This window comes from Saccharospirillum salsuginis (assembly GCF_014651855.1).
GTDB classification, from domain to species: Bacteria; Pseudomonadota; Gammaproteobacteria; order Pseudomonadales; family Natronospirillaceae; genus Saccharospirillum; species Saccharospirillum salsuginis.
In genome coordinates, this window is sequence record NZ_BMXR01000026.1 from 1 (window position 1) to 10,822 (window position 10,822).

Here is a 10,822-nt window from a genome sequence, read left to right on the forward strand (position 1 = left end):
GCCGGTTTTGTAGCGGCGGGCAGGCACTGGAAAGCTCCTTTTGAATAGCAAGCCGTGATTTTAACCTTAAAGAAGGGATACTTTCACAGCCTCACTGCCCACCATGGAAGGTTCCGTTGGCTCCGAATTGCCTTATCGGCAGAAGTTTGCGTGCTGTGGTTGCTTGTCACAGGCCGGTGGGCGGTGCCCACCCTACTAGACTGGAGTCACCATTCACTAGCACCGGGAGGCCGCCTCCCGGTGCGGGTTATTACCACAGTAAGCTACCCAGCCACCCTGCCGGCGGAACGCCGGAAAACCTCGGGTGGGATTAAATCTGCCCGAACTGGAAGCTGACGACGATGCTGGCGCCGGATATATCGCTGGCCGACAGGCCGTCTATCCCCGGTTCGCTGGTCAGGCGATAGGCGCCGCCCAATCCGATCTCGAGGAAATCCGTCACGTTCACTTCGCCGCTGATGGTCAGCTCGGTGACCATGAAGCTGCCGCTGTCGTCGTCGGTACCGGCTGTGTCGATGATGGAGACGCCGCCGGCGCCGAGCAGCAGTTTGGATTCGACATGAACCACACTGTCCGGCTTGTGGGTGTAGCCGAGCATCAGGCCGCCGTAGCCCATCTCCAGTTTCTGGTCGGTGTCCCAGTCCAGTTCATTGACCAGGCCGAACCCGGCGCCGCCGATAAGCAGGGAGTGATCGCCGGAGGTGAAGGTGCCGGCGCCTTCGCCGCCGATCATGGCGGCGCTGTCACCGTTGATGTCCCCGTATTTGACGACCGGGCCGCCGAAACCGCCTGAGCGGGCGTTATCCATGTCGATCAGGGCATCCTTGGCCAGGGCCGGAACGCTGGCCAGGGTCAGGGTGGCGAGCATGGCGATAAGTGGGGTGAAGCGTTTTGAGTGAACGGGCACTGACATGATGCAGATCTCCATTGCCTTCAAAAAGAGGATGAATCGGCGTTCATCTTAGTCCCTGTACGGCCTCGGGACAGTGGTAAAAGTCACTTCGATTCGTCGAGTCGGTTCTCCAACTCCTTCAACTGTTCTTCGAGTTGCTCCAGTTGGGTGCGGGTGCGTTGCAGCACGGCCTGCTGGGCTTCGAATTCCTCGCGGCTGACGACGTCCAGTTTGCTGAGCTGGGCCTGGATCAGGCTGCGCATGTTCTGGCGTACGTCGTCGCGCGCTTTCTGGCCCTGATTGAACAGATCGGACGCCTGACGGCTTATTTGGTCGAGGATGTCTTCGGGTAATTTCATGGTGATTCGGGCTCCGGTTAAGGGTTGCGCGGTGACGGTTTCACAGCTGGGCAAAGAGTGTGCACTGACAGCGCACAGATATTGTGCAACGCCCCGCCATGGTGCGCACTCTTTCGTTTTGTGACAGCGTTCGAACTGTATCTTCTTGATTTTAAAGGAAAAATTGAGTTGGCACGCCCTTCGCAATGTCTGCACTACAGATGATTCCAAGCGCAGCCAACCGTTGCGTTGGACATTGTAACTCGGGTGATTACCGGTGGCACTGGCCGCGATAGGCGATCCCCCTCGGGCCGGCGCTGTTGGCTCAGCCCACGGTGCAACGGAAAGGAGCGAACGACATGAAACTCGTATCAGCCATCATCAAGCCCTTCAAGCTGGACGACGTCCGCGAAGCGCTGTCTGAAATCGGCGTGCAGGGCATCACCGTGACCGAAGTGAAAGGCTTCGGTCGCCAGAAAGGCCATACCGAACTCTACCGGGGTGCGGAGTACGTGGTCGATTTTCTACCCAAGGTCAAAGTGGAAGTCGGTGTCTCCGACGACCTGCTGGACCGGGCCATCGAGGCCGTTTCCAAAGCCGCCAACACCGGCAAGATCGGTGACGGCAAAATCTTCGTGACCCCGCTGGAACAGGCGATCCGCATCCGCACCGGCGAGACCGGCGACGACGCGATTTAAGCCGAACGGATTAACGGGAGAGACAGATCCATGAACGAACTGACCCAAGTACAATACGCGCTCGATACCTTCTACTTTCTGATTTGCGGCGCCCTGGTCATGTGGATGGCCGCCGGTTTCGCCATGCTCGAATCCGGCCTGGTGCGCGCCAAGAACACGACCGAGATTCTGACCAAGAACGTCGCGCTCTATGCGATTTCCTGCATCATGTACCTGGTGTGCGGTTACGCCATCATGTACGACGGCGGGATGTTCCTGAACGGCATCATGGGCATCGGTGACGGCTACTATGCTCCGTCTTCCGACTTCTTCTTCCAGGTGGTCTTCGTCGCTACCGCCATGTCCATCGTCTCCGGTGCTGTGGCCGAGCGGATGAAGCTGTGGGCCTTCCTGGTCTTCGCCGTCGTCATGACCGGCTTCATCTACCCGATGGAAGGCTCCTGGACCTGGAACGGCGACGCCGTCTTCGGCATGTACGTCCTGGGCGACCTGGGCTTCAGCGACTTCGCCGGGTCGGGCATCGTACACATGGCCGGCGCCTCCGCCGCTCTCGCCGGTGTCCTGCTGCTCGGCCCGCGTAAAGGCAAATACGGCCCGAAAGGCCAGATCAACGCCATTCCCGGTGCCAATCTGCCGCTGGCGACCCTGGGTACCTTCATCCTGTGGATGGGCTGGTTCGGCTTCAACGGCGGTTCCGTGCTGAAAGTGGCCGACGCCGAGTCGTCCAACGCCGTCGCCATCGTCTTTCTGAACACCAACGCTGCTGCCGCAGCCGGTGCGGTTGCCGCCCTGATCCTGGCCCGCCTCTGGTTCAAGAAAGCGGACCTGACCATGGCCCTGAACGGCGCCCTGGCCGGCCTGGTGGCCATCACCGCCGAACCGTCCACCCCGACGCCGTTCCTGGCGACCGTCTTCGGCGCGATCGGCGGCATCCTGGTGGTGTTCAGCATCGTGACTCTGGACAAGCTGAAGATCGACGATCCGGTCGGTGCCATTTCGGTGCACGGTGTGGTCGGTCTGCTGGGTCTGCTGCTGGTGCCGATCACCAACGACGGTGCGACCTTCTTCGGCCAAATCGTCGGCGCGCTGACCATCTTCGTCTGGGTCTTCGGTGCATCCTTCATCGTCTGGGCGATTCTGAAGGCGGTCATGGGTATCCGTGTCAGCGAAGAGGAAGAATACGAAGGCGTGGACCTAGCCGAATGCGGTATGGACGCCTACCCGGAATTCACCATGTCCAAATAAGGTTTGAACCACCAAACCACTGTACAAAAAAGGGGCCATTCGGCCCCTTTTTTCTGTAACTGTAATACGATGGCTTTAACCCGCATCGGTTACCCGGGATGCTCCCCTGAGGCCGCCGTGAACCCATCCATGGGGGCTTAGCCTCGGCATCCATGCCTCGGATATCCTCAGGTGAGCATCCCGGGCATCCGCTGCTGGTCTGCGGTGCCATTAAATTCTGGTTGCGGGGGCGGGGTATGCTTTGAAAGGGACTACAGAGTCATTGACTGCTCCGTTAGCCCGGTCCGTGGTTAAGCGCTCAATAGGCTAGCAACGGGTGCCGGGGACTCCCATTCAGGGATGTGCGAGGCATGGATGCCGAGGTCAAGCCCCCATGGACGGGTTTACGGAGACCCTGAATGGGAGTCCCTGGTAACCGGTGCGGGTTATTGGCACCAAACTCAACCTAGCCAACTGGCCGGCGGAACGCCGGCATCCTTTGCTTTGTTCCTTGACCTGGAACAGTCGTTTCGCTTTGACGCCCTCGATCCCTGCGTTATGCTTGCTCTCAAACCCCGTTATTGTTGCTATTCGCTAGGGAGCCGCCATGAAACTCGTGACCGCCATCATTAAACCCTTCAAGCTCGACGACGTGCGGGAATCGCTGTCGGAAGTCGGCGTTCAAGGGATTACCGTTACCGAAGTCAAAGGCTTCGGCCGTCAGAAAGGCCATACCGAGTTGTATCGCGGTGCGGAGTACGTGGTCGATTTTCTGCCCAAGATCAAACTCGAAATCGCCATCGACGACAGCAAGGTCGAACCGGTGATCGAGGCGATCTCCAAATCCGCCAACACCGGCAAGATCGGTGACGGCAAGATTTTCGTCTCCTCGCTGGAGCAGGTGATCCGGATCCGTACCGGTGAGACCGGCGAAGACGCGGTGTGACGATAACGTTCACCGGAGCAAAAAAAGGGCGCCCTCGGCGCCCTTTTTTTATGGGTAGTAACTGAGTGTTAGGCCGTTTTTCGGTTGGCCCAGTAGGCCGGTAGTTGCGAACGTACGAATCGAGCCGTCAGGCCGGCGGCGGCCGCGAACAGATAGCCGGCCACGTAAATCGGGCCGGTCAGTTGGATGATGGGCCCGATGGTGATGAATTCGAACACCATGGTGACGATCAGCCCGATCGCGTAGCCGGTGATCAGGTGTCGATGCCCGGTGCGGAACAGGCCGCCGAGGATCAGGCCGGTCATGCCAAGTGCGATCAGTAACTGGGTGGGCGACTGGGCCACCCGGGCGGCGAATTGGGCGACCATGACCATGGCGACCGCGGCGATGGCAATGCGTTGCAGGTTCGGGTTCATGACGGTCATCTCACGGCTGAGTGTACCGGTTCAGACTAACCGGTTTCCGCGCCGCCTCAATCCGACTTTGGTCGCCCCTGTCCAATCAGGCCATGCTTGCGCAACTGACTGCGGAATTGGTGGTAGGTGAGCCCCAGTGCGTCCGCCGCTTTGCCCTGGTGCTGGTCGTGGCGGTCCAGCGCCTGTTGCAACAGCTGAACTTCCAGCCGCGCTACCTGTTCACCGAACCCCAGTGACGGATCGATGTGGTGCCTACCGGAGCCTCTGTCCGAACGGGGTTGCCAGGGCGAGTCGAAGGGGTCGAGCACCAGGTCGTCGATGGGTTCGTCTTCCAGGCCCCAGCGATAGACGCTGCGCTCGATGGCGTTTTTCAGTTCCCGGACATTGCCGTGGAAGGGGTGCTGGAGCAGTTCGTCCATGGCTTGTTCGGTGAAACCGGGGAACATGCTCCAGCCGAGTTCGGTGCTCATCTGAATGCCGAATTGTTCGGCCAGCAGGCGGACATCACCCTGGCGGACTCGTAGCGGGGGCAGGGTGAGGACGTCGAAGGCGAGCCGGTCGAGCAGGTCGAGCCGGAATTTGCCCTGTTGGGCCAGGGCGGGCAGGTGTTCGTTAGTGGCGGCGATGATGCGGACATCGACGGTGAGGGTTTTCTGCCCGCCGAGGCGTTCGAATTCGCCGTATTCGATGATGCGCAGGAGTTTTTCCTGCAGCGCCTGGCTCATGTTGCCGACTTCGTCGAGGAAGAGGGTGCCTTCGTGGGCCCGTTCGAAGCGGCCTTTGTGGATGCGGTTGGCGCCGGTGAAGGCGCCGGGTTCGTAGCCGAAGAGGTCGGCGTCGAGCAGGGATTCGCTGATGGCGCCGCAGTTGATCTTGAGGAAGGGTTGTTCCCAGCGTTGCGACAGGTAGTGCAGGCGCTCGGCGACGAGTTCCTTGCCGGTGCCGCGTTCGCCGATGACGAGGACGGGGCGGTTCAGTGGGGCGACCTGGGAGACCTGGTCGAGCAGGTCCGACAGCGCCGGGCTTTCGCCGATTATCCTTTGGGGGCTTCGTTCTGTCATATTATTTGCCGGGAATCCGCGAAGGGGGCCTGCGACACCTGGCCGGGGCCGCCGTGAATACATCCATGTAGGCTTAGCTTCGGCATCCATGCCTCAGATATCCCCGGCCAGGCATCCCAGGCCCCCTCCGCTCGAATCAGCAGCCTCATTTACAAGTGGTTAATCTGACTATGCAATTTAATTTTGTAGGTTGGATCGGCCGGCGCTCCGGTAGCCATAGGCGTAATCCAACATGATCAACCCGCCTAGGCTTGGGAGCCCCAAATAACCGACCGAGTCGAGTAGGGTGGGCACTGCCCACCAGCCTGTGCCAAGCAACTACAGCATACAGAGTTCAGTTTCGTAGGTTGGATTAGCGCGTGAGCGCGTAATCCAACATCCAACCCGAGCCAACGATGAATCTGTTGGATTACGCCTTCGGCTACCGATGTGTCGGACCGATCCAACCCACGGAACTCATTGGCCGCATATCAATGTAGTTAATCTGGCCAAACAATTTAGCGGGTTTTGCTAAATGCGGATAGTGCCAGAAAGTCACAAAATCACTTTTTCTTTAAAAATCAAACAGTTACCGTTTTGGCACGCTTCCTGATATGTGAAAAACATCAGCCTCCAGGCTATATGAAGGGAGAGAACAATGATCCATCTGAGTGAACGGACACCGGTCTATATGGGCATGATCACCATCAGCAGTGCCCTGGCCGCGATTACGCAGTTGTGGGCGGGATTGGTGACCTTTGGTCTGGTGGCCCTGGTGTTTGAAGGGCTGAATCACTGGTTTTTTCGGTTGTCGCGCTGAGCGGCACCCTACGGATTGAATGAGGAGCTATGCCATGGGAATTTTTTCTCGATTGACCGACATCATCAACAGCAACCTGAATTCGCTGCTCGATCGCGCGGAGGATCCGCAGAAGATGATCCGTCTGATCATTCAGGAGATGGAAGAGACGCTGGTGGAGGTGCGCAGCAGTTCGGCGCGGGTGATCGCGGATAAGAAGGAGGCGCAGCGCCGTTTGGAGCGGGTGCGTTCGGAGTCCGAGGAGTGGGAGAGCAAGGCGCGGTTGGCGCTGGAAAAGGGCCGTGAGGATCTGGCCCGGGCGGCGTTGGCGGAGAAGCAGTCGCTGGCTGAGGAAGAGGCGATCATCGATCAGGAGTTCAAGGCGCTGGACGATCACCTGGCTCAGTTGTCGGAGGAGATCAGTCAGTTGCAGCAGAAGCTGAACGATGCGAAGGCGAAACAGAAGAGTCTGGTGATGCGTCACAAGACGGTCAGCAGCCGGATGAAGGCGAAGCGTCAGTTGCACCGTGAAACGCTGCAGGATGCGTTCGAGAAGTTCGAGCATTACGAGCGTCGCATGGACAATATGGAAAGCGAGGTCGAGGCCATGGATCTCGGACGCGAGGGAAAGCATCAGTTGGCGGACGAGATCGACAGCCTGGCCCAGGACGATTCCATCAACGCCGAGTTGGAACGCTTGAAGGCCGATATGGGCGGTAAGAAAGGCTCCGACAAGGCGGAGTAAGTGTTTGACGGTCGGGCGGCCCGGGCTTTAAATGGGAACCCGACCGGACCTCACAAGGAGCTGACTGACAATGAACTTTTTTGAATACCTGTTTGTGCCGACCATTTTGTTCATGGTGGTGGTGCTGCCGATCTGGCTGACCATGCACTATCGGCACAAGGGGCGCTTGAATTCCGGTCTGACGCAGGAGGACCAGGCGACACTGGACGACCTGCTGCGCACGCTCGACAACATGGCGGACCGGGTAGAAGCGCTGGAATCCATACTGGACGAGCGCAATCCTCGCTGGAAGCGCGGCACAGACTGAAACGGGAGGTCGACCATGAGTCGTCATCATCACCAACATCACGATCCTCGCCAACCTCAGGATTTCTGGCAGCGTCGGCGCAACGGCTACGGCATGAACCTGTTTCGCAACAAGCGCGACGGCGTTGTCGCCGGGGTCTGCGCCGGTCTGGCGGATCATTTCAACATCGAGCGCTGGGTCGCGCGGCTGATCTTCATCGGTGGGCTCGTGTTTTTCAATTCACTGGCGTTCTTCGCCTACATCGCGGCCTGGTTTTTAATGGTGCCCCGCCCCAAAGGGCCGGTGGAGCAGGAATACCAATACGACGAATCGCTGCACCGTGACCGGCCGAGGAACATGTTCCGATACCCGCCGAAACCGAGTGAGCGGCTGAAAACCGCGAAAGAGCGGCTGGACGAGGTCATGGGCCGGGTCGAGCGCATGGAAAAATACGTCACCTCCAAGCGCTTCGAACTCGACCGCGAGTTCTCCAAGATCCAGGATTAACCCCCACACGATCCGGTAGGTTGGATTAGGCGCGTCAACGCGCCGTAATCCAACAACCCCCGAAACCACCGACCCCCAAGGAACTGTTATACTCCCGTCAAACTCCGAACCATGAGAGACCCCTTTGGCGGACAACCCCACACCGAATCCATCCGACCCCCGCTCATCCACCTGGCGCGACACCCTGAAGCGTCCCACCTTCTGGGTGGTCGTAGTGCTGCTCGCGACCTTCTCCTACACCCAATGGCCCACCCGCGTAAGCCTGCCGGAAACGCCGGACTATGTGGTGACTGAATTGCCCACAGGCGTCCAGATCCAATGGGAAGCCGAACCGACACGTCGCGAAGGTGAAGCCGGCCCGGTCTGGCACCTGAAGCGCAAGCGGATGGAATTTCTGGTCCAAAGCGGAACGCACGAACAGCCGCTGGCCGAACTGGCGAACCGGATGATGAACGTGGATCGCGACCAGGTGAACGGAGCCGTCTACGAGCCACTGTCGATCGACGGCCGGCGCGCGCGCTATGCGCTGATCGATGCCGAGAATCGAATCCAGCGGCATCGGGTGTATGATCTGGGCGAGCGCTGGCTGAAAACCTCGGTGCTGTACAAGGCACAAAACGAAGAACGCGAACAAAGAGCGCAAGTTTTCCTGAATTCGGTACTGCTAATACAACCACAAAACCCGTAGGGCAGAAGAGCCCGAAGGGCGTAATCTGCCTGAGGCGCAACTGTAAAACCCGTAGGGCAGAAGAGCCTCAGGCGACATCTGCCGTGGGAGAATAACCAGCCACTGGCTACTCGATAGCCAATGTATTCTACCGACGGCAGATGTCGCCTTCGGGCTCTTCTGCCCTACGTTTCGAACCAAACCAACAAGGACAACAACCATGAACAATTGGGCCGTCATCGGCACCGGCGGTATGGCCGGTGCTTTCGTCTCCGACGCCAACCACGGTAAAGGCGGCCAATTCACCGCCGTCTATTCCCGCACGCTCGACAAAGCCAATACGTTCGCCGACGAGCACGATATTGAACACCGCTTCGATAACCTGTCGGACCTGCTGGCCCGGGACGACATCGACATCGTGTACATCGCCAGCCCCCATACCCAGCATTTCGAACAGGCCATGCTGGCGATTCAGGCCGGCAAGGCGGTGCTGGTCGAAAAACCGGTCACCACCAAGCTGGAAGATGCGAAACGACTGTACGATGCCGCCAAGGAAGCGGGCGTCTTCTGCCAGGAAGCGTTGTGGACCCGCTTCAACCCGGCCTATCAACAGATCCTGACCGAAGCCCGGGACGGACGTCTGGGGTCGATTTGCCACAGCACATCGAACTTCGGCTTCCCGTCGCCGAAGGACCCGGCCCACCGGTTGAACAACCCCGAGTTGGCCGGCGGCGCCTTGCTGGACATTGGTCTCTATCCACTCTTGCTGCCGTTGGATCTGTTCGGTGTGCCGGCCACGATCGACGGCCGAAAGACACTGATGTCGACCGGCGTGGACGAGTCGGCGGACTGGGTGTTGGGCTATGAGGACGGCCGCCAGGCCTTGGTCAGCTACAGCCTGGCGTGTCATCAGCCGATGTCCGCGACGATCAGTGGCGATGCCGGTTGGGTCGAGCTTCAGCCACCGTTTTTCGCCCCTCACGTGGCGCACTGGAAACGGGGCGACCGCCCGGTGGATGTTCGTCATTACCCGGTGGTCGGCAAAGGCTGGCATTACGAGTTCACCGCCGTGAACCGCAGTGTCGACGCGGGTGAATTATGCTGTCCCGAACACGACTGGTCGGCGTCCATTGAGCTGATGACCCTGATCGACCGGATTCAGGCGATGTGACGAAAGTTGGGTACCCGAACATGCCTTGTGGCACCTGCGCAGTCGTCAATTCGACTGCTAGCCTGAACTCAGCCTAAGGAGGTGCCCATCATGACGTCCTACTCCGTCAAGTTCTGGAATCGATTCGCCGAACGCTATGCCCGCATGCCGGTGGCGGACGAAGCCGCCTACCAACAAAAACTGTCGGTCACGCGGGACTACCTCCGACCGGACTCGGACGTGCTGGAATTCGGTTGCGGTACGGGAACAACCGCTCTTCACCACGCGCCCCATGTGAAACGCTACCGGGCCATCGATGTGTCACCGAAGATGATCGGAATTGCCGAACGCAAAGCGGCGGCCGAGCCGAGCGACAACCTGAGTTTCACCGCATCGGCGTTGGAAGAATACCCGGTGGATGATGCCTCGCTCGATGCCGTCCTGGGCATGAGCATCCTCCATTTACTGAACGACCCCGACGACGCGATCAGGCGCGTCCACAGAATGCTCAAACCCGGCGGTGTCTTCGTCTCCAGCACCGCGTGCCTGGGCGACACCATGGGGTATTTCAAGATCATTGGCCCGGTGGGGAGTTTTTTTGGTCTCATGCCCAGAGTGCAGGTGTTTACCCAATCGCAACTGGTGGATAGCCTGGTCCGCAGCGGTTTCGAGATCGATCACCAATGGCAACCGGCCAAGGGCAAGGGTGTGTTCATTGTGGCCAGGAAAGCCCAGGATCAAAAGCCTGATTCGTAGGGTGGGCACTGCCCACCAAGAAAGCTAAACGACCGGCTGAACTATCGATTACTGGGCAATGTAGGTCGGATTAGCCGAAGGCGTAATCCGACAATCCTGCCGTGCCGAAATGCATGCCATCGCCTGGGTTTTAATGTCGGATTACGCCTGCGGCTAATCCGACCTACGAGTTCCGTAGGGTGGATCGGTCCGTGTGGTCCGGCACTCCGGTCTCGGCCGCCAACCATGGTTGGGATGGCGCCACCGATCACTTTTGGTGGGCAGTGAGGCTGTGAAAGTATCCCTTCTTTAAGGTTAAAATCACGGCTTGCTATTCAAAAGGAGCTTTCCAGTGCCTGCCCGCCGCTACAAAACCGGC

The 10,822-nt window shown here is 59.1% G+C and carries 14 protein-coding genes; 10 read left to right on the forward strand and 4 right to left on the reverse strand.

Annotated features, from left to right (window positions below; translation table 11 throughout):
- Nucleotides 1-310: 310 nt before the first annotated feature.
- A complete protein-coding gene (locus tag IE111_RS24260; protein ID WP_189613837.1) occupies nt 311-913 on the reverse strand; it encodes a hypothetical protein in 603 nt (200 codons plus the stop codon).
- 83 nt (nt 914-996) lie between these two features.
- Nucleotides 997-1,251, reverse strand: a complete 255-nt coding sequence (locus tag IE111_RS24265; RefSeq protein ID WP_189613839.1) for an accessory factor UbiK family protein — start codon at nt 1,249-1,251, stop codon at nt 997-999.
- 338 nt (nt 1,252-1,589) lie between these two features.
- Here IE111_RS24265 and glnK (IE111_RS24270) point away from each other — a divergent pair, with 338 nt between their 5' ends.
- The 3 genes from glnK (IE111_RS24270) (at nt 1,590) to glnK (IE111_RS24280) (ending at nt 4,098) form a co-directional block, all read left to right on the forward strand.
- Nucleotides 1,590-1,928, forward strand: a complete 339-nt coding sequence (gene glnK, locus IE111_RS24270; RefSeq protein ID WP_189613841.1) for a P-II family nitrogen regulator — start codon at nt 1,590-1,592, stop codon at nt 1,926-1,928.
- A 30-nt stretch (nt 1,929-1,958) separates the two neighbouring features.
- On the forward strand, nt 1,959-3,173 hold the full coding sequence (gene amtB / locus IE111_RS24275; RefSeq protein ID WP_189613843.1) for an ammonium transporter AmtB: 1,215 nt from the start codon (nt 1,959-1,961) through the stop codon (nt 3,171-3,173).
- Between the two features lie 586 nt (nt 3,174-3,759).
- Nucleotides 3,760-4,098: a P-II family nitrogen regulator gene (gene glnK, locus IE111_RS24280; RefSeq protein ID WP_189613845.1), complete on the forward strand. Its 339-nt coding sequence runs from the start codon at nt 3,760-3,762 to the stop codon at nt 4,096-4,098.
- Between the two features lie 68 nt (nt 4,099-4,166).
- On the opposite strand, the gene IE111_RS24285 is transcribed toward glnK (IE111_RS24280), so the two are convergent.
- Together IE111_RS24285 and pspF are read right to left on the reverse strand one after the other, a co-directional pair.
- Nucleotides 4,167-4,514 (reverse strand): hypothetical protein, encoded by a 348-nt coding sequence (locus IE111_RS24285; protein ID WP_189613847.1) that lies wholly within the window; start codon nt 4,512-4,514, stop codon nt 4,167-4,169.
- 56 nt (nt 4,515-4,570) lie between these two features.
- The gene (pspF, locus tag IE111_RS24290) at nt 4,571-5,575 is read right to left on the reverse strand and encodes a phage shock protein operon transcriptional activator (protein WP_189613850.1); all 1,005 of its coding nucleotides are present in this window, start codon (nt 5,573-5,575) and stop codon (nt 4,571-4,573) included.
- Nucleotides 5,576-6,212: 637 nt separating this feature from the next.
- Here pspF and IE111_RS24295 point away from each other — a divergent pair.
- The 7 genes from IE111_RS24295 (at nt 6,213) to IE111_RS24325 (ending at nt 10,464) form a co-directional block, all read left to right on the forward strand.
- A complete protein-coding gene (locus IE111_RS24295; protein WP_189613852.1) occupies nt 6,213-6,374 on the forward strand; it encodes a hypothetical protein in 162 nt (53 codons plus the stop codon).
- A gap of 34 nt (nt 6,375-6,408) precedes the next feature.
- Nucleotides 6,409-7,098 (forward strand): phage shock protein PspA, encoded by a 690-nt coding sequence (gene pspA / locus IE111_RS24300; RefSeq protein WP_189613854.1) that lies wholly within the window; start codon nt 6,409-6,411, stop codon nt 7,096-7,098.
- 70 nt (nt 7,099-7,168) lie between these two features.
- Nucleotides 7,169-7,405, forward strand: a complete 237-nt coding sequence (pspB, locus tag IE111_RS24305; protein WP_189613856.1) for an envelope stress response membrane protein PspB — start codon at nt 7,169-7,171, stop codon at nt 7,403-7,405.
- A gap of 15 nt (nt 7,406-7,420) precedes the next feature.
- On the forward strand, nt 7,421-7,891 hold the full coding sequence (locus IE111_RS24310) for a PspC domain-containing protein (protein WP_189613858.1): 471 nt from the start codon (nt 7,421-7,423) through the stop codon (nt 7,889-7,891).
- 124 nt (nt 7,892-8,015) lie between these two features.
- The gene (locus IE111_RS24315; RefSeq protein ID WP_189613860.1) at nt 8,016-8,579 is read left to right on the forward strand and encodes a hypothetical protein; all 564 of its coding nucleotides are present in this window, start codon (nt 8,016-8,018) and stop codon (nt 8,577-8,579) included.
- A gap of 199 nt (nt 8,580-8,778) precedes the next feature.
- Nucleotides 8,779-9,729 (forward strand): Gfo/Idh/MocA family protein, encoded by a 951-nt coding sequence (locus tag IE111_RS24320; protein WP_189613862.1) that lies wholly within the window; start codon nt 8,779-8,781, stop codon nt 9,727-9,729.
- Nucleotides 9,730-9,819: 90 nt separating this feature from the next.
- Complete coding sequence (locus IE111_RS24325) at nt 9,820-10,464, forward strand: class I SAM-dependent methyltransferase (protein ID WP_189613864.1); 645 nt, start codon at nt 9,820-9,822, stop codon at nt 10,462-10,464.
- Nucleotides 10,465-10,822: the final 358 nt, after the last annotated feature.

Excerpts from the sequence above, each read along its gene's own strand:
- IE111_RS24320 (WP_189613862.1), top strand. The coding sequence starts at position 8,779 with ATGAACAATTGGGCCGTCATCGGCACCGGCGGTATGGCCGGTGCTTTC.
- glnK (WP_189613845.1), top strand. The coding sequence starts at position 3,760 with ATGAAACTCGTGACCGCCATCATTAAACCCTTCAAGCTCGACGACGTG.
- IE111_RS24325 (WP_189613864.1), top strand. The coding sequence starts at position 9,820 with ATGACGTCCTACTCCGTCAAGTTCTGGAATCGATTCGCCGAACGCTAT.
- pspB (WP_189613856.1), top strand. The coding sequence starts at position 7,169 with ATGAACTTTTTTGAATACCTGTTTGTGCCGACCATTTTGTTCATGGTG.
- IE111_RS24265 (WP_189613839.1), bottom strand. The coding sequence starts at position 1,251 with ATGAAATTACCCGAAGACATCCTCGACCAAATAAGCCGTCAGGCGTCC.
- IE111_RS24285 (WP_189613847.1), bottom strand. The coding sequence starts at position 4,514 with ATGAACCCGAACCTGCAACGCATTGCCATCGCCGCGGTCGCCATGGTC.
- pspA (WP_189613854.1), top strand. The coding sequence starts at position 6,409 with ATGGGAATTTTTTCTCGATTGACCGACATCATCAACAGCAACCTGAAT.
- IE111_RS24260 (WP_189613837.1), bottom strand. The coding sequence starts at position 913 with ATGTCAGTGCCCGTTCACTCAAAACGCTTCACCCCACTTATCGCCATG.
- glnK (WP_189613841.1), top strand. The coding sequence starts at position 1,590 with ATGAAACTCGTATCAGCCATCATCAAGCCCTTCAAGCTGGACGACGTC.
- amtB (WP_189613843.1), top strand. The coding sequence starts at position 1,959 with ATGAACGAACTGACCCAAGTACAATACGCGCTCGATACCTTCTACTTT.
- IE111_RS24295 (WP_189613852.1), top strand. The coding sequence starts at position 6,213 with ATGATCCATCTGAGTGAACGGACACCGGTCTATATGGGCATGATCACC.
- IE111_RS24310 (WP_189613858.1), top strand. The coding sequence starts at position 7,421 with ATGAGTCGTCATCATCACCAACATCACGATCCTCGCCAACCTCAGGAT.
- pspF (WP_189613850.1), bottom strand. The coding sequence starts at position 5,575 with ATGACAGAACGAAGCCCCCAAAGGATAATCGGCGAAAGCCCGGCGCTG.